This is a genomic window from Pseudomonas sp. PB105 (genome assembly GCF_009764655.1).
Lineage (GTDB): Bacteria > Pseudomonadota > Gammaproteobacteria > Pseudomonadales > Pseudomonadaceae > Aquipseudomonas > Aquipseudomonas cyclaminis.
On record NZ_RWIO01000093.1, the window covers coordinates 152,209 to 177,379 of the forward strand.

Consider the following 25,171-nt stretch of genomic DNA (forward strand, 5'->3'; position numbering starts at 1 on the left):
GATCAGTCAGCAAATCTATTGCCTGACACTCTGCTATCGGGGGCAAGCCCCCTCCCACATTTAGACCGGAGCCTATTTCTTACAGCTGCAAGCCACGTTAAACCAGGAAGCCTCCCACAGTCGTTTTGATTGAATTCCACTTTTCGCAGACTAGTATCGGTTTCTGGTTTTACTCCGGAAAACAACAACAATGTCTGGAACCACCCTCTCCCGCTTTATCCTGATCACCTGCATCTCCCTGATCAGCTTCTTCCCGATCAATATCCTGCTGCCCTCTTTCCCCGCCCTGGCGACAAGGTTCGACACGCCTAGCGCAGACATCGCACTGTCCATCAGCCTGTTCACCCTGGTGTTTTCGATCTCCCAACTGGTCGCGGGTCCGCTGTCGGATAAATGGGGGCGCAAGGAAGTCCTGCTCGGCTGCATCACCTTGTCGATCCTCGGTGCAATAGGTTGCGCACTGGCCCCGGATTACCTGAGCTTCCTGCTGTTTCGCGGCGTGCAGGCCATGGGTTGCGGGTTCTTCGTATTAGGCCACGCGCTGGTGGAAGATCTGTTCGACGAGCAGGACCGTGCCCGCATACGCCTCTATTACATGACCTTGAGCGGCTCATTCGTTGCACTGTCGCCGCTGATCGGCTCCTGGCTGCAAACCACCTTCGACTGGCAGGGCAGCTTCTATGGCTTTGCCCTGATGGCGTTGGGCATGTTGATTCACGCGCTCTGCGTCCTGCCGTCCAAGTCTGCCAGCCCGCATCACGCGTCCGTATCGATCATCAACACGCTGAAAGCCGTGGCCCGCAACCGCGATTTCCTGCGGTATTGGTGGATAGCCGCACTGGTATTCGCCTGTTATTTCGCGCTGATCAGCGTGACGCCGCTGATTTTCATGGATGCGCTGAAACTCTCCGAATACCACTACGCGCTGGTGCTGATGGTGTACGGCGTGGCGTATCTGCTGGGCGGCGTTGCCGCATCGTTTTTGCAGAAACGCATTTCGCTGTCTCGACAAATCAACATCGGCCTCGGACTGCTGCTCGTTGCGGGTGTGCTGCTGACTCTGATCGTCAGCTACCGGGCCATCAACACGCTGAGCCTGTTGATCCCGATGCTGATCAGCGCCCTGGCCGTCACCCTGGTCCGCCCCGCCGCCATTTCTGCGGCGATGCTGCTGTTCTCCAGTCGCGCGGGCACAGCGGCGTCGGCGGGCAACAGCATCATGTTCCTCACCGCCGCCGTGAGCAGCGCGGCGCTGGCCCAGACGGGCGATCACCTGCTGTTGACCATCGCCCTCAGCTTCATTGTCCTCAGCCTGTGGGGGTGGGTGACCAACCGCCGAACCGGGCGCGCCTAAGGCTGCCGAATCACCGGACTGAGCAACATGTCGCTGGACTGCAATTGCAGATAGCGCGGCTTGACCAGGGAAACCTTGCCTTCGCGGATGTCCTGGATCAGCGTTTCAGTGTCGACGTAACCGTCCGGCAGTTGCGTCCACAGCAGCGGGCCGCGGTCGTCCCATTCGCCCTGCTCGTCCAGTACGAAAATACGCGGCGGCTTGAAGTCATGACGATAGCTGGTGCGGGGTATCGCCAGCACTTCAGGCTGGCCATCCCTGTCGAGATCGACCGCCCACAGCACACAGCCAGGCGCGCAAGGCGCATCGGTGTCCAGGCTGAGTTCGGCAAACTGTTCGCTGCCTTTGGGCGCCGGGCCGATCCATTCCAGTTCGGGCTTGGGCCGCTCGGCCCGTTCCTTGGCATAACGCTCAGTGAAACTCAGTGCCGTGTCGTCCATTCGTTCACGCAAGGCGCGGCGCGAATCCGGGTCCAGAATGCGCTCCTGATCCAGGTCGACCTGCAACTTCGCATACGCCTCCTCGCCCGCCTTCTCCAAGCCAAACCGCAGGTAGTGCGCATCGAACGCTTCAGCCTTGGTGCGCCCGTCAAGCAAACGCCGGACCTGATCGTTGACGCTCAGGCGCACCGGATCGAGGATCGGCGTGTTGATCAACACCACCAACCCACAGAACAGCAACGCCAGGGCCGGGTTGGTAATACGCAAGTTGCCCAGCCAGACCGGCGAGCGCAAGGCCACCGCCCATACTGCCGCAAGGCCATACAGGCCACACAGCAGCGCCGCCGCCAGGGCGACGAAGCGTTGCGGCGACAGGGCGTACTGCTCGACCCGCAGCCAACTTGAGTAAAACGCCAACGCGGCCAGGATCGGCAGGCATAGCAGGCTCAACTCGATAAAGTACGTCAGCCACTTAGGATACGGCCGGGCTTGGACGCCCTCCTGGAACACGCCGTTGAGCAAGAACAACTGCACGCCAGCCAGCACCAACAAGATCGGTGTGGAATAGCCCGTGGCCCAGATCCGCTCCAGACCGGTGAACGGCAAGGTCAGGGTAAACAGCACACTGATCAGTGCGATCAACGGCAACAACAACCCACACGCGCTGAACAGCATGCCGCGCATCTGGCCGATGATTTTCTCGCTGCGCCCGCCCAAGTACATGCCCAAGGCGAATACCAGCGGCAGGCTGATACACAGGAATAACTGGCTCCAGAAGTGGTGCTCGAAGAACTCGATACCCAGCATCAGGAACAGTCGGCCCCATAGCTTGAGCAGCAACATGAACACACCCACCAGAATCAGGGCGTACAGCACGATAAACACACTGTTCCAGGCTTGTTGGAACAGATCTTCATAGCGCCAGCGCTGCCCTTTTACAGCGGGCCAGGCAAACAGAAACGTCGCACAGACGTAACTCAACACCACCACGCTGATGAACCAGGAGTTGATCATCCAACGGTTATTGCCGACATGGTCCAGGCCATAGCACACCCAGAACGTCATGCCGCCCATCAACAGGGTGAACGCCAGCGTAGGCAACAAGGAGCGCCACTGTCGGGCTTTTTCCCCCAACAGCTGCAAGGTGGTGCCACCCACCAACACCACGGTGTAGGTGACAAAAAACAGCGTCTCGCTCAAGCGATAGAGCTGGTCGGAGAAATAGAAGACGATTCCCTGGATCAGGCCGATCAGCAGGTAGAACCCAAGAAAACGATGGATACCGGGCATTCCAATTCCTTTGGAGTGGGGTGAGGGCAAAGGGCCGCTAGTCTAAACAAAGACTTCGGCCCTGAATATTGCCCCGTTCCCTCCAGCCGCCAGCGGTGTAGAATCGGCCCTATTCATCGCCAGTCATCCCCCGGCGGGTTTATGAGCTCAAGGCCAAGGCGCACGGCGATCCCGTCACGTTTGCGGCAACTTCCGGACACCAGTGCCATTTTTTCGGGTGTTCCAGACGTCAACAGAAGCTCACTCCCCAGTAGTACCTGATTAGTAGTTACCTGATTAGCCGCCCGGAGTGCTCCATGCCAGATTACCGCTCGAAAACATCCACCCACGGCCGCAACATGGCCGGCGCGCGCGCACTGTGGCGTGCCACGGGGATGAAAGATGACGACTTCAAGAAGCCGATCATCGCGATTGCCAACTCGTTCACCCAGTTCGTACCGGGCCACGTCCACCTCAAGGACCTGGGCCAACTGGTCGCCCGCGAGATCGAACGCGCTGGCGGCGTGGCCAAGGAATTCAACACCATCGCCGTGGACGACGGCATCGCCATGGGCCATGACGGCATGCTGTATTCGCTGCCGAGCCGCGAGATCATCGCCGACTCCGTGGAATACATGGTCAACGCCCACTGCGCCGACGCCATCGTGTGCATCTCCAACTGCGACAAGATCACCCCCGGCATGCTGATGGCCTCCTTGCGCCTGAACATCCCGGTGATCTTCGTCTCCGGCGGCCCGATGGAAGCCGGCAAGACCAAACTCGCCTCCCACGGCCTCGACCTGGTCGACGCCATGGTCATCGCCGCCGATTCCAGCGCTTCTGACGAGAAGGTCGCGGAATACGAGCGCAGCGCTTGCCCGACGTGCGGCTCGTGCTCCGGCATGTTCACCGCCAACTCGATGAACTGCCTGGTGGAAGCCCTGGGCCTGGCCTTGCCGGGCAACGGATCGACACTGGCGACCCACAGCGACCGCGAGCAGCTGTTCCTGCAGGCCGGCCGCACTATCGTCGAGCTGTGCAAGCGTTATTACACCGAGAACGATGACTCGGTACTGCCGCGCAACATCGCCAACTTCAAGGCGTTCGAAAACGCCATGACCCTGGACATCGCCATGGGCGGTTCCACCAACACCATCCTGCACTTGCTGGCCGCCGCCCAGGAAGCCGAGATCGACTTCGACCTGCGCGACATCGACCGTCTGTCCCGTCACGTGCCGCAACTGTGCAAAGTCGCGCCGAACATCCAGAAGTACCACATGGAAGACGTGCACCGCGCCGGCGGGATCTTCTCGATCCTGGGCTCCCTGGCACGTGGCGGCCTGCTGCACACCGACCTGCCGACGGTGCACAGCAAGTCCCTGGCCGAAGGCATCGCCAAATGGGACATCACCCAGACTGACGACGAAGCCGTGCACACCTTCTTCAAGGCCGGCCCGGCGGGCATCCCGACCCAGACTGCGTTCAGCCAGTCGACCCGTTGGGACACCCTCGACGACGACCGTGAAAACGGCTGCATCCGCAGTGTCGAGCACGCCTACTCGCAAGAAGGCGGCCTGGCCGTGCTGTACGGCAACATCGCCCTCGACGGCTGCGTGGTCAAAACCGCCGGTGTGGATGAATCCATCCACGTCTTCGAAGGTCGCGCCAAGATCTACGAAAGCCAGGACAGCTCGGTACGCGGCATCCTCGCCGACGAAGTGAAAGAAGGCGACATCGTGATCATCCGCTACGAAGGCCCGAAAGGCGGCCCGGGTATGCAGGAGATGCTGTACCCGACGTCGTACCTCAAGTCCAAAGGCCTGGGCAAAGCCTGCGCCCTGCTGACCGATGGCCGCTTCTCCGGCGGCACCTCAGGCCTGTCCATCGGCCATGCTTCGCCGGAAGCTGCTGCGGGCGGCGCGATTGGCCTGGTGCAGGATGGCGACAAGGTGCTGATCGACATTCCGAACCGCTCGATCAACCTGTTGATCAGCGACGAAGAACTGGCGGCACGCCGGGTCGAGCAGGACAAGAAAGGTTGGAAGCCGGTTGAGAAGCGTCCACGTAAAGTGACGACCGCCTTGAAGGCTTATGCCCTGCTGGCCACCAGCGCCGATAAAGGTGCCGTGCGTAACAAGGCGATGCTTGACGGTCTGTAAGCCACGCCCATAAAAATGCCCCGCCTGGTGCGGGGCATTTTTTTGCCTGTCCGTTCAACCGGTTTTTGCCTTTTACCCTCGGAGCGATAAAGTGTGCGCCAGAATTCTCATGGATGGTTCCCGCATGGACGCACGTTTGACCTTTCTATACCCGACCGCAGGGTGTGCTTCGTTACTGACCCTCATCCTGACCGGTTGCAGTACCCCACCGACCTCTCAAGCACCTCAAGTGCATCCAGCCTTGGCACTGTTTAATGAGGCACTGACGCTACCGGCGATGGACCACTCCATCGTGCGCGAAGGTGATCGGATCACCTACATGGTCGAGCTGAAACAAAACCCGGCAATTGTTCGGTTCGACGCATCGTGCACCCGAGGCCCAGGAAGAATGTCCTACCCGACTCGGACCAGTTTCAGACCATTTGCCAATTTGGATGGGACGGGCTCCGATTTACCTGCCCCGCAAGCTCAGCAATTGCAGCACAGCGCGCAACTGCAAAACGTCTGCAAGGCACGGCCCGCACCCGATTGGCGAGCGTTGACGGCAGCGGTTGATCAGGATTGGTTGCTTCTGGACCGCAATAGCCTGGAACAAAACGGTGGACTCTTGTACGTATGGGCCGCGCACCGTTATCAGCACTACCAGATCATCAAGAACTCGTTGTTGGTGGCGCAAAACCAAGAGCGACTGGCCCTTGATTGCACAAAGCAAACGATCATACGCCTGAGCCAATTCAATCTCGACGACGCTCGACAGGTCGCCAACGGCAGTGTCCAGGTCCAACTCGATCCAACGCCGCTGAAGCAGGCTTCTGCCGACCACCAAGAGGTATTCAAGGCTGCTTGCCAATCACCCGCAGCGCTGGGCCGGCTACCTGAGGCCAAGCCACGCCAGCCACTGGCGCCGGTCATCAGCACACCGGTTGCCAATCCGGCCGTGTTAGCGGCCATCCGAGCCCTGGAACTGCCGGTGCCTCCAAGCGTCCTGGGCCGATTGGACTACGACTATGAGGCCGTGCTCTTCAACGGCACACGCATCGGTGATCAGACAAAACAGACGCTCATCAGCACTGATGCCGCGTCCGCTCAGACCCTCGTCCAAACCGAGGATTCAGCACTTGGGTTTTCTCTAGACCTGACGTTCAGGGGCCTGTTTGAGTTGGCAAGCCACAAGATCGACCGCAAAACCGCTGAGAAAAAGACAGAATCACGTGCCTTGGTGGCGTTGAGCTTTCAAGGCGACTGGCGCAACTTGCCCCTCGACAGCCACGTCAGTTACACACGAACCTGGTCAAAATCAGTCAAACCAGATGCTAGCCCTTCGCTCGAAACCAGCGAGCCAAGGACGGTGACCTGCCGCGTTGTCCGTGAGCAACCCGCAAGCAGCTTGAATCCAGCCTTACACGGTTCGGCCAGAATGCTGGAGTGCATCACAATGAAAATGCCCAAACAGGACTGGACCTTTAAATCATGGTACCTCGCCGACTATGGGCTGTTCGCTCAGGTGCAGGAGAACACAATGCTTGGCGTGTGGAACTGGGATCTGAAATCGGCGCAATGATTGCGAGGGTTGGTTCGCAATTAATATCTATATTTAGGCTGGGCTTTGTGGTGCTCTCAAGGCCGCCATCGGGGGCAAGCCCCCTCCCACATTTCGGTTTGTGAACACTTTCAAATGTGGGAGCTGGCTTGCCTGCGATAAGGGCAACTCGGTCTTACTGAATCTCCTCCGGCTTGACGATCACCCAGTTCTTGTCCGCCGTCACCGGCAACCCTTCCTTGGCCTGCGCCGCCGCGTGCTTGGCCATCATGCCGTTGAGTTGGGTCATGTATTTGTCCTTGCGGTTGATCCACAGGTGCACGCCGCCCTTGGCCACATCCACATCGTGGAACAGCATGTAGCCGTCGCTGGTCGGTGTGTCGCCGCCGACGATCACCGGTTTTTTCCATTCGTCGATGTAGGTGAGGATCGCCGCGTGTTTGCCGGCCATCCAGGTTGCCGGGGTCCACAGGTACGGCGTGAGTTCCAGGCCAAGGTTGGCCTTCTCGTCATACTTGCCGGCGGTGATCTGTTTGCGCGCCGTGGTCAGCTCGCCGGTCTTGCGGTCCTTGAGCAGCGTGCTCACGCCGATGACGTTTTCGGGTTTGACGTTGTAGCCGTACTTCGGATCCGCCGCGACCATGCGCACCAGTTCCTCGGAAGCGGCGGTCATCACGTACACCTCGATGCCGTTTTCCATCAGCTTGTTGTACAGCTCGGTCTGGCCGGTAAAGACTTTCGGCGGCTGCACCTCGGACTTCTTCACCACATCGCCTTCGAAATAGCTGACCGGCACGGGCTTGCCGGACGCCATCAGCTCATCCACCTGGACCTTGAGTTCCTTGAGGGTGAAGCCGGAAAACACCTGGGCAACCCACGGGTAGCAGACCATGTCGTCCACTTCGCACAGTCGATAGTAGTAACTGAACAGACTTTCCTTATGGTCGGCGGTGTCTTTGAACGGCATAAGCTTGAGCGAAGGATCGAGGCTGTCGCGGGTGATCAGGCCCTTGTTTTCCATGTAGGGCAGCAAGGACTCTTCAAGGTCGTAGCGGTAGCTGGTGTTGTCCATGTCGAACACCGCGTAGTTACCCTTGTTGGCGTTGGCGGCGATCATGTCGTTCAGTTGCTTGGCGGCAGGCGCGGGCCAGTGTTTCAACTCGGTGGCGGCAAACGCCTGGCTGGCGAGTCCCAGGCACAGTGCGGCGGATACCAGTAGTTTCGGCGCGAGCTTCATCGGCGTTGTCTCCCTGAGTGAAAGACATCGACGCTAACAAATCCACGTGACAGTTCCCATGTTGAGCACGACTGCGCGCGTCCTGATCCCGCCAGCGGCATACACCTGAGCGTCAACGGCTTATTCCAAAAACGACAGTTGCCATTCCATATCGGTATTAAATCAATAAATATCAAGCTGTTAGGCTTTCCGGTTCGCAATCGCAGGCTCTCGCGATTGGCTGCCTTCTCAACGGAGCTTCAATGAATCTGCCCCTGATTCTCAACTTACTGGTGTTCGTGGCCCTGCTGTTGGGCCTGGCACAAACCCGCCGCACGAACTGGAGCCTCGCCAAGAAGGTCCTGTTCGCTCTGGTACTGGGCGTGGCGTTCGGCGTGGCGCTGCACAGCATTTACGGTGCCGGCAACCCGGTGCTCAAGGCCTCCATCGGCTGGTTCGACCTGGTCGGCAACGGCTATGTGCAATTGCTGCAAATGATCGTGATCCCGCTGGTATTTGCCTCGATCCTCAGCGCTGTGGCGCGTCTGCATAACGCGGCGTCCCTGGGCAAGATCAGCTTCCTGACCATCGGCACGCTGCTGTTCACCACCGCGATTGCGGCGCTGATCGGTATCGGCCTGACCAACCTGTTCGGCCTCACCGCCGATGGCCTGGTGGCCGGCACCCAGGAAATGGCGCGCCTGCAAGTGATCCAGAGTGATTACGCGGGCAAGGTCGCCGACCTGAACATCCCGCAACTGCTGCTCTCGTTCGTGCCGTCGAACCCGTTCGCCGATCTGGCCCGGGCCAAGCCGACGTCGATCATCAGCGTGGTGATTTTCGCTGCATTCCTGGGGGTCGCCGCGCTGCAACTGCTCAAGGATGACGTGGAAAAAGGCCAGAAAGTGCTCAACGCCATCGACACCCTGCAAGCCTGGGTGATGCGCCTGGTGCGCCTGGTGATGAAGCTGACGCCGTACGGCGTATTGGCGCTGATGACCAAGGTGGTCGCCGGTTCCAACCTGCAAGACATCATCAAGCTCGGCAGTTTTGTGCTGGTGTCGTACCTGGCCCTAGGCTTGATGTTCGTGGTGCATGGCCTGCTGCTGTCGCTGGCCGGGATCAACCCGCTGCGGTTTTTCCGCAAGGTCTGGCCGGTGCTGACCTTCGCCTTCACCAGCCGCTCCAGCGCAGCAGCCATCCCGTTGAGCATTGAGGCGCAGACCCGCCGCCTGGGCATCCCGCAATCCATCGCCGGGTTCGCCGCCTCGTTTGGCGCGACCATCGGCCAGAACGGTTGTGCCGGTCTTTATCCCGCGATGTTGGCGGTAATGGTAGCGCCGACCGTGGGCATCAACCCGCTGGACCCGTTGTGGATTGCGACCCTGGTGGCGATTGTGACCCTGAGTTCGGCCGGTGTGGCGGGCGTGGGCGGCGGAGCGACCTTTGCCGCGCTGATCGTGCTGCCGGCCATGGGCTTGCCGGTATCACTGGTGGCGCTGCTGATTTCCGTTGAACCGCTGATCGACATGGGCCGTACGGCGCTGAACGTGAACGGCTCGATGACGGCGGGCGCGATTACGAGCCAGATCATGGGGCAGACGGATAAAGCGCTGTTGGATGCCGATGAGCATGGGGAATTGGCGCAGGCCTGATAGACCGCTATCGGGGGCAAGCCCCTCCCACATTTGGAATGCATTTCAATGTGGGAGGGGGCTTGCCCCCGATGCTTTCAGGCCCTCTCCCACACCTCAAAGTTGTAAGCCGGCTTATCCCCTTCAGGCGGATTCTCCAGATTTGAAACCAGCTTCCACTGGCTCATATCAAACGCCGGAAACCACGCATCGCCCTCAGGGCTCAGCGCCACCCGCGTCAGATACAGGCGATCCGCCTGCTCCAGCCCCTGCGCATACAACTGCGCACCGCCGATCAGCATCAGCTCATCCACGCCCTGCTCCAGCGCCCAGGCTTCAGCCCGCGCTACGGCGGCATCGAGTGACGGAAAAACTTCCGCACCTTCCAGCGCCAGGTCGGTCTGACGGCTAACCACCAGGTTCAAGCGCCCCGGCAACGGTCGGCCCAGGGAATCCCAGGTCTTGCGCCCCATGATGATCGGCTTGCCCAGGGTGGTGGCCTTGAAATATTTGAAATCCCCCGGCAAATGCCAGGGCATGCTGTTGTCGACGCCGATCACACGGTTTTCACCGAGGGCTGCGATCAGGCTTAAAGGGAGAGTTTTTTTCATGGCGACGAGAATACCAGAGCCCCGAGCCAGGGGTTATGCTCCAGGCTCACAAACACAACAGGACTACGCGTGACTCCACTGCACACACTTTGGCTGACAGAAACCGTGCGCCTGCGCGAAGAACACGCAGGCCCGCTGGAAGACCTGGAAGCCAACCGCCTGGCCCGCACGGCCGGGGGCGACCTGCCGACACGTATCCAGCAGCGCGCCTTGCACCTGGCCGAACGCGATGGGCTAGCGGCGGCCCTCACCCGCTGGCTGCAAGGTGCGCGTCTGGCGCTGGTGCTGCTGGCAATCGTCGCGATCATCAGTGGCGCAGGGCTGGCGTTTGCTGCACTGGGCAACGGCCTGACCCCGGTGAATGTGTTCTGGGCCCTGGGCAGCCTGCTTGGCTTGAACCTGATCCTGCTGATCAGTTGGGCGTTAGGCCTGCTGTTTGCCGGTGAGCACAGTGCCAGCCTCGGGCGACTATGGTTGTGGCTCAGCGAAAAATTCGCCCGTGATGCCAAAGCCGCCCAACTGGCGCCTGCACTGTTACTGCTACTGCAACGGCAGAAACTCAATCGCTGGGCCGTAGGCGTGCTGGTCAACAGTCTATGGTTGCTGGCGTTGCTCAGCGCCATGGTGATTCTGCTTACCCTACTCGCTACCCGCCGCTACGGCTTCGTGTGGGAAACCACTATTCTCGGTGCCGACACCTTCGTCGCCGTCACCCAGGCAATCGGCACCTTGCCTGCTCTGTTGGGCTTCAATGTGCCGACCGTCGAGATGATCCGCGCCAGCGGCGACTCCGCCCTGAATATCGAAAGCGCCCGCCAAGCCTGGGCCGCCTGGCTGGTCGGCGTGCTGCTGGTCTATGGCCTGCTGCCCCGCCTGATCCTCGCGTTGCTGTGCCTGTGGCGCTGGAAACGCGGGCGCACAGCCTTGCGCCTGGACCTGAACCTGCCGGGCTACAGCCAACTGCGCGAGCGTCTGATGCCGAGCAGCGAACGCCTTGGGGTCAACGATGCCGCGCCCGAACAATTGCACCACGTCACCGGTGGCGTCAGTGAACTGGAAAGCGACGGCGCCCTGCTGGTGGCCATCGAGTTGGACGACCAGCACCCCTGGCCGCCCAAGCTGCCGGCCCAGGTGAAAAACGCCGGCATCCTCGATAGCCGTGAGTCGCGCAACAAGCTGCTGGAACAGCTCACCCGCTTCCCGCCCGCACGCCTGGCCATCGCCTGCGACCCGCGCCGTTCGCCGGATCGCGGCAGCCTGGCGCTGATCGCCGAACTCGCGCGCAGCGCCACCGCCACCCGCGTCTGGTTGCTGCAAGCACCGCCGGGCCAGGCGCTGGATGCCGAACGCCTGGGCGATTGGCACACCGCGTTGCAACAGCTGGAGCTGCCCTTCGCCGACTGCGCGCCGCTGAACTGGCTGGAGACCGGTCATGACTAAACCACTGAAACTCGCCGTGGTCGGCCACACCAATGTCGGCAAGACCTCGTTGCTGCGCACCCTCACGCGTGATGTTGGCTTCGGTGAAGTCTCCCATCGCCCCAGCACCACGCGCCATGTGGAAGGCGCACGCCTGTCGGTGGACGGCGAAGCCTTGCTGGAGCTGTACGACACACCCGGCCTGGAAGACGCCATCGCGCTGCTCGATTACCTGGAACGCCTGGATCGCCCCGGCGAACGCCTTGATGGGCCGGCCCGCCTGACGCGCTTCCTGGAAGGCAGCGAAGCGCGCCAGCGTTTCGAACAGGAAGCCAAGGTGCTGCGCCAACTGCTGGCCTCCGATGCCGGCTTGTATGTGATCGACGCCCGCGAGCCGGTGCTGGCCAAGTACCGCGACGAGCTACAAGTGCTGGCCAGTTGCGGCAAGCCGTTGCTGCCCGTGCTCAATTTCGTCAGCAGCAGCGACCACCGCGAGCCAGACTGGCGTGAAGCCCTGGCCCGCCTCGGCCTGCATGCGCTGGTGCGTTTTGACAGTGTCGCGCCGCCGGAAGACGGCGAGCGTCGCCTGTATGAAAGCCTGGCCCTGCTGCTGGAAAACGCACGGCCGCAGTTGGAACGGCTGATCCTGGATCAGCAAGCCCAACGCCAGGCCCGCCAGCAAAGCGCCGCTCGTTTGATCGCCGAATTATTGATCGATTGCGCCGCGTGCCGGCGCAGCGTGGTCACCGAAGATGAGCAGCAAGCCATCGGCGAATTGCGCAAGGCCGTGCGCCAGCGCGAACAAAAATGCGTGGAAGCCCTGCTCAAACTGTTTGGTTTCCGCCCACAAGATGCAGCCGCCAGCGACTTGCCGTTGCTGGATGGGCGCTGGGGCGATGACCTGTTCAACCCGGAAACCCTCAAGCAACTCGGCGTGCGCGTCGGTGGCGGGATCGCTGCCGGTGCGGCGGCGGGTGCCGGGGTGGATCTGCTGGTCGGCGGGCTGACACTGGGCGCCGCCGCCCTGGCCGGCGCCATCGCCGGCGGCGCGCTGCAAACCGCGCGCAGCTATGGCAGTCGCCTGCTAGGCAAGATCAAGGGCCACCGCGAGTTGACCGTCGACGACAGCGTGCTGCGCCTGCTGGCCCTGCGCCAACGCCAGCTACTCAAGGCGCTGGACCTGCGCGGCCATGCGGCGATGCACAGCATCAAGGTCGACACGCCCCAGGACAAAACCTGGCGCGAAGGCAAGTTGCCGGACGCGCTGCACAAAGCCCGCGCCCACCCGCAATGGTCGTCGCTCAACCCCAACGCCAGGCTGAGCCAGGCCGAGCGCCAGGAGCAGGTCGAAGCCTTGGCTCAGCGGTTGGACGAATCCTGATCAACCAGTAGCTGCAGGGCCTTGGCTTTGAGCACCTCAAGGTCCAGCAGCGCTACATGCATCTCCTTGGCCTGCTCGTCCCAGTGGCGCATGCGCACACTCACTGCGCACAACGGGTCTTGCTCAAAGGCTTGGGCTTCCTCGGCGGTCATCACGCCACCCTGGTAGGCCAAGGTACGACGGCTGGCTTCGCTCAGGCGCGCGTAGTAGTCCGGCTGGCTGAAGGTCAGGTAGCGCTTGGCCTGCACGTGATACTCCACCAACGTGGCCATGCGCTCGCTGAACCCCGCCCGACGCAAATAATCCGCCCCCAGCCGTTCATGGCTGACCACGCCATAACCCCCCATGTTTTCCTCGCCCTGGCCGCAGAGATGCCCGATGTCGTGGAAAAACGCCGCCAGCACCACTTCATCATCAAAGCCTTCGGCCATGGCGAGTTGAGCGGCCTGGGACATGTGCTCGATCTGCGACACCGGCTCGCCGATGTAATCCGCCGCGCCGTGCCGCTCATACAAGCCGAAGACCTCGGCGATCACCTGTTCCCGGCTCATCACGCCGGCCCCCATAACGTGCGGATATTGCGCTCGGCCATTGCCGGCCCCACGCTCATGCCCACACCGGTGTGCATCAACGCTGCACTCACGCCTGGTGCCACGCGCAGGAATGAAAACGGCCCCGGCCCCCGCGAGCCGTACACACCCTGCCAACGCTCCACCACTTGGATATTGCAACCGAGGGTCTGCTCGGCCAATTCGATCATCCAGTCATCGACCTGTTCGGCGTTGAACGGTGACGCATCGCTGCCGTAGTCGTGGGAATCACCGATGATCAGTTCGCCATGAGGCGTCGGGCTGATCAGCAGGTGAATACCGTGCTCATGCAGGTAAGGGGCTTCGCGCAGGATTTGTGCCTGGACCGGCGCGGCTTCGGGCAAGTCGGCGAAAGCGCCGTAATGCACGCAGCTCAAACCGGTGAGCAAGGCGTGTTGCAGGTTCAGATTCACCGCCGGCCGCGCACGGAGCATTTGCAGGCGGCAGATGCTCGGGTTGAGTTCGGCGATCGATTCGGCCAGCAGGGTTTGGTAATCGTGGCCGGAGCAGACGATGATCTGCTCGCCGCGAAAGCTCCCCGCCGTGCTGTGGAGTTGGCCTGGCTCTACATCGCGCACCAGGGTTGAAAAGTGAAACTCCACTTTCAATTCTTGAGCCAGGTAGTTGATCAGCGCCGGGATCGCCTCGCGGGAATACAGCTGCTGATCGTCCTTGCCATGCAGCGCGGCGCGGTGATGGCGAAACTGGCCGCCATACAGGTCCTTCATCGCCGCGCCTTGCAACAGTTCGACGTTGTAGCCGTGCTCTTGTGCACGCCCCTCACAGAAGGCTTCCAACAAGTGTTCTTCGGCTTCGGTGCGGGCAAACAGGTACGAGCCATTGCGCTTGAGTTGCAGGCCGGCAACTTGTGCCCAGTGGCCCCAGATCTCGCGGCTTTCCCGCGCCAGGTCGAGCATCGGGCCCGGTGGTTGGCCGGTGACCAGCGCCTGGCCGAAGTTGCGCACCGAAGCGCCCAACGGCGTGGCGCTGCGCTCGAACACCTTGACCTTGAGGCCGCGCTTGGCGGCCGCATAGGCGTGGGACAGGCCGAGGATGCCGGCGCCGATGATCAGTAGTTGTGTCATGAAGTGATGTCCTGTTTTCAAGGCCGCCATCGGGGGCAAGTCGAATCGTCGCACCGCCCCTCCCACATTTGATCTGGTGGGAGGGGGCTTGCCCCCGATGAGGCCATCAGCCCTAACGAAAACTTACTGAGCAGCCACCTTCTCCGACTTCCCGTCATACCGCTTGCGCCATTCCGTCAGGATGCTGTCGCGGTTCTTCGATGCCCAGCCAAAGTCATTCTTGATCAGACGCTGCTCATAGTCGGCCGGCAATTCGGTCTGCGGCTTGGCGATACCCGGCTGGGCGAGCACGGCGAAGTTGTCCTTGTACAACTCCATCGCCGCAGGGCTGGCGGAGAAGTCGGCGAGTTTTTTCGCCGCATCGGCGTGGGCGCTGCCCTTGATCAGGGCCGTGGCTTCGATGTCCCAGCCCAGGCCTTCTTTAGGCAGGATGATGTCCAGCGGCGCGCCCTGGCGCTTGAGCTGCACCGCCGGGTATTCAAACGAAATACCAATCGGGAATTCCCCCGAAGCGGCCAGCTTGCACGGCTTGGAACCGGAGTGAACGTACTGGCCGATGTTCTGGTGCAGGTCGTCCATGTACTGCCAGCCCTGCTTCTCGCCGAAGGTCTGCAGCCACGCGCTGACGTCCAGAAAGCCCGTGCCGGAAGAAGCCGGGTTGGGCATGACGATCTTGCCCTTGTACTCGGGCTTGGTCAGGTCTTGCCAGCTCACTGGTTTGCTCAGGCCTTGTTTCTCGGCTTCGACGGTGTTGAAGCAAATCGTTGCGGCCCACACATCCATGCCGACCCAGGCCGGCGGGTTGGCGGCGTCGCGGTAGTTCTTGCCGATCTTGTCCAGGTCTTTCGGCGCGTAGTTGTCCAGCATGCCCTGCTGATCGAGGATCGCCAGGCTGGAGGCCGCCAGGCCCCACACCACGTCGGCTTGCGGGCGGTCTTTCTCGGCCAGCAGCTTGGCGGTGATGATGCCGGTGGAGTCACGGACCCACTTGATCTCAACATCAGGGTTGGCTTGCTCGAAGGCCTTTTTGTAGGTCTTCAACTGCTCGGCTTCGAGGGCCGTGTACACGGTCAGCTCGGTCTTGGCGAAGGCATTCAGGCTGAATGCAGTGAGTACGGCAGCGACCAGCGCCAGGGGCTTGAACATGGAACACCTCCTTCAGGGATTATTGGCCGGGCGCGGTCTGGCGCCAGGCTTGGGAGCGGCGCAACGCGCCACGTGAGGCCCACGCCAGCAGCAGCGAGACGCTGGCCGAGGTGAACAGGATCAGGGTCGACATGGCCGCCGCGCCGCCCACATTGCCGGCGTCGTCCATGTTCAGCACGGCGACGGCGGCGAGAATGGTGTCGGGGCTGTAGAGGAAGATCGCGGCGGACACGGTGGTCATCGCCGAGACAAACAGGTAGCGCACGATGTCCAGCAACGCCGGCAGGCAGATCGGCACCGTGACGCGCAGGTAATGGCGGTACAGCGGCGCCTTGAGCGACAGCGCAGCGGCTTCAAACTCAGCGTCCAACTGGCGCAGTGCGGTGGTGGCAGTCATCTGTGCAGTGGTCAGATAGTGCGCAATGGTGCACACCACCAGCAGGGTCATGGAGCCGTAGAACACATGCAGCGGGTTGCCGTTGAGGTTGAAGAAAAACACGTAGCCCAGGCCCAGCACCAAGCCCGGCACGGCCATCGGCACAAAGCTGAGCAGGCGCAGCGCCAGGTTCAAACCCTTCTGGCCTTTGGTTTTTTCCATCAGGTAGGCGCCGGTGAAGATCAGCACGCTGCCGATCAGTGCCGTGCACAGGGCCATGGCCAGGCTGTTGCGATAGGCCAGCCAGCCGCCACCCGCCGTGTCTTCAAACTGATAGTGATTGAGCGACAGCGACAGGTTGTACGGCCAGAATTTCACCAGCGACGAATACACCGCCATGCCGAACACCAGCAGCAATACGGCGCAGATCAATAGGACGATGGCCAGGTAGCAGCCATCCCTCAGCCGCGATGGCGCCGGCCGGAACACCTGGGCGCGACCGCTCATGGAATCGCCATGACGCCGGCGCAACCAGGCATCCACGCCAAAGCTGAACAGCGCTGGCAGCAACAGCACCATACCGATCAAGGCGCCGCGACCAAACTGTTGCTGGCCGACCACCGCTTTGTAGGCTTCCAGCGCCAGCACCTGATAATCACCGCCAACCACCACGGGCACGCCGAAGTCGGTGATGGTCAGGGTGAACACCAGACAGAACGCGGCGAACACCGCCTGGCGCGTAGCTGGCCAGGTGATGCTGCGAAATGCCCGGGCGGGGCTGGCGCCCATGCTGGAGGCCGCGTCGAACAGCCGCGCATCGGCCAAGGAGAGCGCCGACAGCAGAATCATCAGCGCATGTGGGAAGGTGTAGATCACCTCACCCAGAACAATCCCCCAGAACCCGTAGATATTCTCCGAGAGCAGCCCGCGCAACATGCCCTGGTTGCCGAACAGGTAAACCAACGCAATCCCCGGCAGCATCGAAGGCGCCATCAGCGGCAGCAGCGACAGGCCACGCCAGATCGCTTTGCCCGGAATCAACGTGCGTTGCAGGGCGTAGGCAAACAGATAGGCCAGCGGTACGACAATCGCCGCAACGCTGAGAGAGACTTTCAGGCTATTGCCCAGCAGCCAATGGAAGTTGGCGCTGGTGAGCAATTCCCGCGCAGCCACCAGCCCGCCACCTTGCCCGGCCTCGCTGCTGAAGCCACGCCAGAAGATCGCCAGCAATGGCATCAACACCGCTACGCCGAGTAAAAGCAGCCATAGCAGTTTGCCGCCGAGCACGAAGAAGCGGTCGCCGATTTCGGCACGGGATATCTGACGCGGCAGGGTCATAACAGCGGCCATCTCAGGCAAACACCTGCAGGCTGCGTGGTGGCAAGGCCACCCAGATATCCTGGGCGCCCAGGCGCGGCATGGCTTCGGGGGCCAGTTCGGCCAGCAGCGGATGGCCGGGCAACTGCTCCAGCTCAAAGCTCATGCGGCAGCGGTTGCCGAGAAAAGTGATCTCGCGGACCTTGGCCGGGAACAGGTTTTCCTCGTGCACTGGCGGATTGACGCTGATGGCTTCCGGGCGACAGAACAGGCGACCGGACCTGGCCGCGCCGGCATCGTCGGCCAGGCGCATGTTCATCCCGCCGACCTGGGCATGGCTCACGCTGTTACGGCTGAAGGGCAGCCAATTGCCCTGGCCGACAAACTCCGCCACGAACGGCGTGGCCGGGCGGTCGTAAATCTCCTGGGGCGTGGCGTATTGCTCGACCTTGCCGTTGTTCATCACGGCAATGCGGTCGGCCATCAACATGGCTTCGTCCTGGTTGTGGGTGACCATCAACGTGGTAATGCCCAGGCGTCGTTGCAGTTGGCGCAACTCGGTGCACAGGTGCTCGCGTACGCGGGCGTCGAGGGCGGACATGGGTTCGTCCAGCAGCAGCAACGAAGGCGCCGGCGCCAAGGCACGGGCCAGGGCCACACGCTGCTGTTGGCCGCCGGAGAGCTGGCCGGGGTATTTCTTCTCGCTGCCCACCAGACCGACCAGTTCGAGCATCTGCCCAACACGCTGGCGCACTTCATCGCGGCCGCTGCCGGTGAGGCCGTAGCCGATGTTCGCTTCGATGGTCAGGTTGGGAAACAGCGCGTAGGACTGGAACAAAATGCCGTAGTCCCGCGCCTGGGGCGGCAGCAGGGAAACGTCACGATCACCCAGGTAAAGTTCACCACTGTCCTGACGCTCCAGGCCGGCGATGCAACGCAGCAGGGTGGTCTTGCCGCAGCCGGACGGACCCAGCAGGCACACCAGCTCACCAGCGGCGACGTCCAGGGACACGTGGTCCAACGCGGTAAAGGCGCCGAAGCGTTTCTGGATACCGCGCACCTTCATGGGCGCGCCGGGTTGGGTCAGGGCTGTGTGCATGGTGGCACCTCATCGAACGGATGAAGGCCATGCTAGGAGGGCAATGCGTCGCTCGTGTGGCAGGAAGGCAAAACGTGGCGATAGTGGTATTGGTGGATTTGGGTAGGGGTCATATAGGTGTGGTGTCTGGACTACTGCTATCGGGGGCTTGCCCCCGGTGAGGCCCTGAAAGCCGCCACAAAATCTCAGATCGGCGACATTTCCTGCGCCAACCCCAAAAACGCCGCCGGCAGCCGCGCGCCTTTGCGCTCTTTGAGGCAGTACAAATACTCCGGAATCTGCGGCGCATTTTCGATGGTCAGTACCCGCAGTTGCGGGTCATGGGGCACTTCCTGGCGGGCGATGATGCTGATGCCGATATTGCGCAGCACTGCCTCCCGGATGGACTCGCGGCTGCCGATTTCCAACAGTGGGCCGTAACTTACGCCGGCGCCTTGGAGCATTTCTTCCGTCAGCCTGCGTGTAGTGGAGCCCGCTTCTCGCATCAACAAGGTGTGCCCGGCCAGGGCGGTCAGTGGCACATGATCAAGCTTGGCCAAGGGATGATTGCGATGCACCGCCAGCACCAGGGGGTCGGTGCCGAGCACGCGGCGGATCAAGCGCGGGTCTTCCAGCAACTGGGAGGAAGCGGCCACGTCGACACGGTACTCATCCAATGCTTCAAGCACCTGCTGGGAGTTGCCGATGTCCACTGACACTTCCACATGGGGCAAGCGTTCGCGAAAGGCTTTGACCAGATCGAGGATGTAATACGGCGCCGTCGCAGCAATGCGCAAGGCGCCCTGGAGTTGGCCGCTGTTGCGCAGGAAGAACTCGATGTCCGCTTCCTGTTGCAACAGCGCCTTGACCATCGGCAGCAACCGCGCGCCATCGTCGCTGACCGTGAGGCGGCGGCCACCGCGATAGAACAGCTCCACGCCATACTGGCTTTCCAGATTGCGGATCTGGGTGGTCACGGTGGGCTGGCTCAGGCCGAGTTTTTTCGCCGCCTGGGTAATGCTGCCCAGGCGGGCGACCATAAAAAACGCCTTCAGCTCAGCACTCAGCACACCGCCCTCTCATCGTTTATTTGCGCAGCAGGCGCAGGCCATTGAACACCACCAGCAGGCTCACGCCCATATCCGCGAACACCGCCATCCACATGGTGGCCATGCCCAGGAAGGTGACTGCGAGGAAGATCGCCTTGATCACCAGCGCCAGGGCGATGTTCTGCTTGAGGATACTCGACGTTTGCCGCGACAAACGAATGAATGCCGGGATCTTGCGCAAATCATCGTCCATCAGCGCCACGTCGGCGGTCTCGATGGCGGTGTCGGTGCCGGCAGCGGCCATGGCGAAACCGATCTCGGCGCGAGCCAGCGCCGGAGCGTCGTTGATGCCGTCACCGACCATGCCCACCCGGCGACCTTGACCATAAAGCGCCTCGATGGCCTGCAATTTGTCGGTGGGCAGCAGATCGCCCTGGGCCTGGTCGATGCCCACCTGGGCCGCAATCGCCTGAGCGGTGTGGGTGTTGTCGCCGGTGAGCATCAGGGTCTTGATGCCCAGTTCGTGCAGTTGCTGGATGGCTTCGCGGCTGCTGTCCTTGACCGTATCGGCTACGGCGAACAGTGCCAGGGGGCCGGATTTGTCGAGCAGCAACACCACGGACTTGCCCTGCTTCTCCAGGGCGAAGAGTTTCTCTTCCAGCTCGGGCGAACACAGGCCGAGGTCTTCCACCAGGCGGTGGTTGCCCAAGTGGTAGGTCTCACCGTTGATGTCGCCGCGCACACCACGACCGGCCAGGGCTGCGAAGTTATCCACAACATGCGTCGGCAGCTTTTTATCCACAGCCGCATTGGCGATTGCCAGGGACACCGGGTGGTCGGAACGCCCGGCCAAACTGGCAGCCAGGGCCGGTGCGCTGTCCGCAACGTTGGGGAACAACGCCAGGTAATCGGTTTGCACCGGTTTGCCGTGGGTGATCGTGCCGGTCTTGTCCAGCGCCAGGTAGTCGAGTTTGTAACCGCCCTCCAGGTACACGCCGCCCTTGATCAGTATGCCTTTGCGCGCCGCCGCCGCCAGGCCGCTGACGATGGTCACCGGGGTCGAGATCACCAATGCGCAGGGGCAGGCGACCACCAGCAGCACCAGGGCGCGGTAGATCCAGTCGAACCACAGGCCAGCCATGAACAGCGGCGGAATAATCGCCACGCCCAAGGCAAACAGAAAGACGGCCGGGGTGTAGATCTTCGAAAAACTATCAACGAAACGCTGGGTCGGCGCCCGTGAACCTTGCGCCTGCTCGACGGCGTGGATGATCCGCGCCAGCGTGGAGTTATTGGCCGCTGCCGTGACGCTGTATTCCAGGGAGCCCGCCTGGTTGATGGTGCCGGCGAAGACTTTATCGCCCACGGTTTTCTCAATCGGCAGGCTTTCCCCAGTGATCGGTGCCTGGTCGATGGTGGATTGGCCAGCGGTGACTTCACCGTCCAGGCCAATGCGCTCGCCGGGTTTAACCCGCACGATGGCGCCCAGTTCGATGCTTTTGACTTCCCGTTCAACCCAGCTTCCATCCGCCTGCTGCACCGTAGCCCGTTCTGGAGCCATCTGCATCAAGCCGCTGATGGCATTGCGCGCACGGTCCAGGGACTTGGCTTCAATCAACTCGGCCACGGTGAACAGGAACATCACCATGGCGGCTTCCGGCCACTGGCCGATCAGAATCGCGCCGGTCACAGCGATGCTCATCAAGGCGTTGATGTTCAGGTTGAGGTTTTTCAGGGCGATCCAGCCCTTTTTATAGGTAGTGAGGCCACCGCTGAAGATCGACACCAGCGCCACGATGGCTATCACCCAGGTCGGGGCCGCATCCGTGAAGTGCAGCACTTCGGCGCCCAACGCGCCGACGCCGGACAAGGCCAGCGGCCACCAGTGTTTCCTGGCAGGCGGCTCGGCGGCGGGGGTGCCCTCCTCGATCGGATCGGCCTGCATGCCCAGGGACTTGATGGCATCAATGATCGGCACAGTGCTCGGCAGGTCGTGGGTGACGCCAAGGATGCGGTTGATCAGGTTGAATTCCAGTTGCTGCACACCGGCGAGCTTGCCCAGTTTGTTCTGGATCAGCGTTTGCTCGGTGGGACAGTCCATGGCTTCGATGCGGAAGGTGCTCAGGCGCGAGCCCGCAGTGGGCGCTTCACTCAACGTGACCACGGCAGGTGCTGCCTTGCTTGCACAGCAGGAGCCAGCATGGTTGTGCACTGGCGTCAGTTTCTGGGGACCATGGTCATGATCATGGTCGTGTTTATGCGGGGTGTGGATGGAATCGCTCATTCTGTCGCGTCCGTAAAGGTGCCTGTTGCCAAGTAAAGACCCTGTAGCCACTATAGGGTCAAGCACCCATTTGGAGATTGCTGCGATGAAGATCGGCGAATTGGCCAAACTGACCGACTGTCAGGTGGAAACCATCCGATATTACGAGAAAGAAGGCCTGCTGCCGCCCCCGGCGCGCACCGACGCCAACTACCGGGTGTACACCCAGGCGCACACCGAGCGGCTGATCTTCATCCGCAATTGCCGCAGCCTCGACATGACCCTCGAAGAAATTCGCAGCCTGCTGGGTCTACGGGACAGTCCTCAGGACCAGTGTGAAAGTGTGAATGCGTTGATCGACGAGCATATCCACCATGTGAAAGCGCGGATCGATGGGTTGTTGGCATTGCAGGTGCAGTTGCTGGACTTGCGCCAGCGCTGCGGCGGCGGGCCGGAGTGTGGGATTTTGCAGCGGCTGGAGGTCAGCGGGAGTGTTGCGGCCAGCGAGGCTGAGCACTCACATGTGGGCAGAAGCCACGGCCATTAACTCAAGCAAACACAGTTCAAATGTGGGAGGGGGCTTGCCCCCGACGACAGAGTTTCAGCCAACCAATATTTAGCTGATCCACCGCTATCGGGGGCAAGCCCCCTCCCACACAAAAGCCCACATCTGAAGACGAAGGTGGGCTCTAGATAGCCACGTCGGCCTTGATGCTTGGGTCGGCGTCGTAACCCACAATCTCGAAGTCTTCGAACTTGTAGTCGTAGATCGACGCAGGCTTACGCTTGATCACCAACTCCGGCAGCTTCTTCGGCGTACGCGCCAGCTGAGTGCGGATTTGTTCCATATGGTTGCTATAGGCATGGGTATCGCCAGTGGTGACGATGATCTCATGAGGGATCAAGTCGCACTGTTGGGCCAGCATGTGGGTCAGCAGCGCCAGCGCAGCAGTGTTGTACGGCAGGCCGAGGAATACGTCGGAGCTGCGGATGTACAACTGCATCGACAGATGGCCGTCATGCACGAATGCCTGGTACAGCAGGTGGCACGGTGGCAGGGCTTGTTTGCCGTTGCGCGCGTTTTCCTGGGGGCTCTTGGTTTCGTCGGGCAGGTACTCGACGTTCCAGCCGTGGAACAGGATGCGGCGGCTGTTGGGGTTGGTCTTGAGCGTGTGGACCATGTAGTCGATCTGGTTGATCGTGCCACCGTCCTTGGTTGGCCAGGCGGTCCATTGCTCGCCGTAGACCGGGCCCAGGTCGCCGTCTTCGGTGGCCCATTCGTCCCAGATCTTCACGCCGTTTTCGTTGAGCCACTTGATGTTGGTGTTGCCGCTCAACATCCAGATCAGCTCATTGGCGATGCTTTTGAAGTGAAGCTTCTTGGTGGTCAGCAGCGGGAAGCCGTCGGCCAAGTTATGCCGATACTGACGGGCGAACACAGCCTTGGTGCCGGTGCCGGTGCGATCGCCCTTGGTCAGGCCATTGGTCACGACGTCGTTCAGTAGTTCGAGATATTGCTTCATGTAAGTACCCGTATCGTTGAAGCCGGGGCCCGCGCGCAGGCCCCGGCATTCGAATTTAAAGCGCAGCGTTCTTCAACGGCTGCGGGCGATTGTACGCCCACCACAGCAGGCCGAGGCCGACCAGGATCATTGGGACACTGAGCACCTGGCCCATGGTCAACCAGCCCCATGCCAGGTAGCCCAGCTGCGCATCCGGCACGCGCACGAATTCGACGATGAAACGGAAGATCCCGTAAAACAGCGCGAACATGCCGGAAACGGCCATGGTTGGGCGGGGTTTACGCGAGAAAATGTACAAAATGAGGAACAGTGCCACGCCTTCCAGCGCGAACTGGTACAGCTGCGACGGGTGACGCGGCAGTTGCGCAGGATCGCTGAACGGCGGGAACACCATGGCCCACGGCACGTCGGTCGGCTTGCCCCACAGCTCAGCGTTGATGAAGTTACCGATGCGCCCGGCGCCCAGGCCGATCGGCACCAGCGGCGCGACGAAGTCCATCAGTTGGAAGAATGACTTGCCATTGCGCCGGCCAAACCACCAGGCGGCGATCATCACGCCGATAAACCCACCGTGGAACGCCATGCCGCCCTTCCACACTTCGAAAATCAGTGTCGGGTTGGCGAGGTAGGCGGACAGATCGTAGAACAACACATACCCAAGACGCCCGCCCACGATGACCCCCATCGACAGCCAGAAGACCATATCGGAGAGTTTTTCCTTGGTCCAGGTCGGGTCGAAACGGTTCAGGCGCCGGGAGGCCAGCAGCCAGGCGCCGCCGATGCCGATCAGGTACATCAACCCGTACCAGTGGATTTTCAGCGGACCGATGGCCAGGGCCACCGGGTCGATCTGCGGGTAAGGCAGCATTGCGACTCCTCGTTAAATCATGCGTTATGGCGACCGGACCATGCCCGGACGCGATTAAGTCTGCGTTACAGCAAAAAATTCAAACCCACGCAAAACAGCAGGCCGGCGAACAACCGCTTGAGCAAGCGCGGCGACAACCGATGCGCCAGGCGTGCGCCGAAGCGGGCAAACACCATGCTGGTCAGGGCAATGCCCAGCAGCGCCGGCAAATACACGAACCCTAGACTATGCGCGGGCAGCAGCGGGTCATGCCAGCCCAGAATCATGAAACTTAATGCACTGGCCAAGGCAATCGGCAGGCCACAGGCCGAAGATGTGGCCACCGCCTGCTGCATCGGCACGCTGCGCCAGGTCAGGAACGGCACGGTCAGCGAGCCGCCACCAATCCCGAATATCGCCGACGCCCAGCCAATCACCGTGCCTGCCAGCGTCAGGCCGACTTTACCGGGCACCGTCCGGCTGGCCTTGGGCTTGACCTCCAGGGCCAGTTGTACGGCGATGATCAGCGCGAACACGCCAATGATCTTCTGCAAATGCGGGCCGGAAATCGCCTCGGCAGTCAGTGCGCCAAAACCAGCTCCGATGAGGATGCCAACGGTCATCCACACAAAGATCGGCCAACGTACCGCGCCACGTCGGTGGTGCTCACGCACAGCATTGACCGAGGTAAAGATGATCGTTGCCAGGGACGTGCCCACGGCCAGGTGCGTCAACACCTGCGGGTCGAAGCCCTGCAAGGTGAAGCTGAACACCAGCACCGGCACGATAATGATCCCGCCGCCCACGCCAAACAGCCCGGCGAGCACGCCCGCGCAGGCGCCCAGCAGCAAATACAGCAGAAATTCCATGGGAG

20 protein-coding genes are annotated in these 25,171 nt (G+C 61.5%); 7 read left to right on the plus strand and 13 right to left on the minus strand.

From position 1 onward, the window contains the following. Window positions 1–190: 190 nt before the first annotated feature. A complete protein-coding gene (locus tag EJD88_RS23880; RefSeq protein WP_099585867.1) occupies window positions 191–1,354 on the plus strand; it encodes an MFS transporter in 1,164 nt (387 codons plus the stop codon). Here the strand turns inward: EJD88_RS23880 and EJD88_RS23885 are convergent. Beyond that, the gene (locus tag EJD88_RS23885; protein ID WP_158879163.1) at window positions 1,351–3,084 is read right to left on the minus strand and encodes a DUF4153 domain-containing protein; all 1,734 of its coding nucleotides are present in this window, start codon (window positions 3,082–3,084) and stop codon (window positions 1,351–1,353) included. The genes EJD88_RS23880 and EJD88_RS23885 overlap by 4 nt on opposite strands. A gap of 296 nt (window positions 3,085–3,380) precedes the next feature. Here EJD88_RS23885 and ilvD point away from each other — a divergent pair, with 296 nt between their 5' ends. Beyond that, a complete protein-coding gene (ilvD, locus tag EJD88_RS23890) occupies window positions 3,381–5,222 on the plus strand; it encodes a dihydroxy-acid dehydratase (RefSeq protein WP_032884175.1) in 1,842 nt (613 codons plus the stop codon). Window positions 5,223–5,346: 124 nt separating this feature from the next. Continuing rightward, entirely contained in the window at window positions 5,347–6,783 is a 1,437-nt protein-coding gene (locus EJD88_RS23895) for a hypothetical protein (RefSeq protein WP_158879164.1), read from the plus strand. A 154-nt stretch (window positions 6,784–6,937) separates the two neighbouring features. Here the strand turns inward: EJD88_RS23895 and EJD88_RS23900 are convergent, their stop codons facing one another. Further along, entirely contained in the window at window positions 6,938–7,999 is a 1,062-nt protein-coding gene (locus tag EJD88_RS23900) for a phosphorylcholine phosphatase (protein ID WP_099585873.1), read from the minus strand. Window positions 8,000–8,241: 242 nt separating this feature from the next. On the opposite strand from EJD88_RS23900, the gene EJD88_RS23905 reads away from it, so the two are divergent. After that, complete coding sequence (locus tag EJD88_RS23905) at window positions 8,242–9,633, plus strand: L-cystine transporter (RefSeq protein ID WP_099585874.1); 1,392 nt, start codon at window positions 8,242–8,244, stop codon at window positions 9,631–9,633. A 77-nt stretch (window positions 9,634–9,710) separates the two neighbouring features. Here EJD88_RS23905 and EJD88_RS23910 read toward each other — a convergent pair whose 3' ends face one another. Next, window positions 9,711–10,223 carry a dihydrofolate reductase gene (locus EJD88_RS23910; RefSeq protein ID WP_112192686.1) on the minus strand — a complete coding sequence of 171 codons (513 nt, stop codon included), beginning with the start codon at window positions 10,221–10,223 and terminating at the stop codon, window positions 9,711–9,713. A 69-nt stretch (window positions 10,224–10,292) separates the two neighbouring features. Between EJD88_RS23910 and EJD88_RS23915 the strand changes: the two genes are divergently transcribed. Together EJD88_RS23915 and EJD88_RS23920 are read left to right on the plus strand one after the other, a co-directional pair. Beyond that, on the plus strand, window positions 10,293–11,663 hold the full coding sequence (locus EJD88_RS23915) for a DUF2868 domain-containing protein (protein ID WP_158879165.1): 1,371 nt from the start codon (window positions 10,293–10,295) through the stop codon (window positions 11,661–11,663). Continuing rightward, window positions 11,656–13,023, plus strand: a complete 1,368-nt coding sequence (locus tag EJD88_RS23920) for a DUF3482 domain-containing protein (protein ID WP_158879166.1) — start codon at window positions 11,656–11,658, stop codon at window positions 13,021–13,023. Before EJD88_RS23915 ends, EJD88_RS23920 begins: the two co-directional genes overlap by 8 nt. Here EJD88_RS23920 and EJD88_RS23925 read toward each other — a convergent pair. The 7 genes from EJD88_RS23925 to EJD88_RS23955 form a co-directional block, all read right to left on the minus strand. Continuing rightward, complete coding sequence (locus EJD88_RS23925) at window positions 13,002–13,574, minus strand: phosphonate degradation HD-domain oxygenase (RefSeq protein ID WP_158879167.1); 573 nt, start codon at window positions 13,572–13,574, stop codon at window positions 13,002–13,004. The two genes, EJD88_RS23920 and EJD88_RS23925, sit on opposite strands and share 22 nt — an antisense overlap. After that, window positions 13,574–14,698: a TIGR03364 family FAD-dependent oxidoreductase gene (locus EJD88_RS23930; RefSeq protein ID WP_158879168.1), complete on the minus strand. Its 1,125-nt coding sequence runs from the start codon at window positions 14,696–14,698 to the stop codon at window positions 13,574–13,576. Before EJD88_RS23930 ends, EJD88_RS23925 begins: the two co-directional genes overlap by 1 nt. 123 nt (window positions 14,699–14,821) lie before the next feature. Then, complete coding sequence (locus EJD88_RS23935) at window positions 14,822–15,844, minus strand: putative 2-aminoethylphosphonate ABC transporter substrate-binding protein (protein ID WP_158879169.1); 1,023 nt, start codon at window positions 15,842–15,844, stop codon at window positions 14,822–14,824. A 19-nt stretch (window positions 15,845–15,863) separates the two neighbouring features. Continuing rightward, the gene (locus EJD88_RS23940; protein ID WP_158879170.1) at window positions 15,864–17,570 is read right to left on the minus strand and encodes a putative 2-aminoethylphosphonate ABC transporter permease subunit; all 1,707 of its coding nucleotides are present in this window, start codon (window positions 17,568–17,570) and stop codon (window positions 15,864–15,866) included. Between the two features lies 1 nt (window position 17,571). Beyond that, window positions 17,572–18,636, minus strand: a complete 1,065-nt coding sequence (locus tag EJD88_RS23945; RefSeq protein WP_099585881.1) for a putative 2-aminoethylphosphonate ABC transporter ATP-binding protein — start codon at window positions 18,634–18,636, stop codon at window positions 17,572–17,574. 185 nt (window positions 18,637–18,821) lie between these two features. Further along, on the minus strand, window positions 18,822–19,685 hold the full coding sequence (locus EJD88_RS23950) for a LysR family transcriptional regulator (RefSeq protein ID WP_032884193.1): 864 nt from the start codon (window positions 19,683–19,685) through the stop codon (window positions 18,822–18,824). A gap of 16 nt (window positions 19,686–19,701) precedes the next feature. Further along, window positions 19,702–21,948, minus strand: coding sequence for a heavy metal translocating P-type ATPase (locus tag EJD88_RS23955; RefSeq protein WP_158879171.1), 2,247 nt, complete (start codon window positions 21,946–21,948; stop codon window positions 19,702–19,704). Between the two features lie 85 nt (window positions 21,949–22,033). Here EJD88_RS23955 and cadR point away from each other — a divergent pair, with 85 nt between their 5' ends. Then, window positions 22,034–22,474, plus strand: coding sequence for a Cd(II)/Pb(II)-responsive transcriptional regulator (cadR, locus tag EJD88_RS23960; RefSeq protein WP_099585884.1), 441 nt, complete (start codon window positions 22,034–22,036; stop codon window positions 22,472–22,474). A 142-nt stretch (window positions 22,475–22,616) separates the two neighbouring features. Here the strand turns inward: cadR and EJD88_RS23965 are convergent, their stop codons facing one another. From EJD88_RS23965 to EJD88_RS23975, 3 genes are all read right to left on the minus strand, one after another. Beyond that, a complete protein-coding gene (locus EJD88_RS23965; RefSeq protein WP_015886389.1) occupies window positions 22,617–23,450 on the minus strand; it encodes a thymidylate synthase in 834 nt (277 codons plus the stop codon). A 55-nt stretch (window positions 23,451–23,505) separates the two neighbouring features. Beyond that, window positions 23,506–24,318 (minus strand): prolipoprotein diacylglyceryl transferase, encoded by an 813-nt coding sequence (lgt, locus tag EJD88_RS23970; protein WP_099585886.1) that lies wholly within the window; start codon window positions 24,316–24,318, stop codon window positions 23,506–23,508. A 65-nt stretch (window positions 24,319–24,383) separates the two neighbouring features. After that, the gene (locus EJD88_RS23975) at window positions 24,384–25,166 is read right to left on the minus strand and encodes a sulfite exporter TauE/SafE family protein (protein WP_032884198.1); all 783 of its coding nucleotides are present in this window, start codon (window positions 25,164–25,166) and stop codon (window positions 24,384–24,386) included. Window positions 25,167–25,171 lie beyond the last annotated feature (5 nt).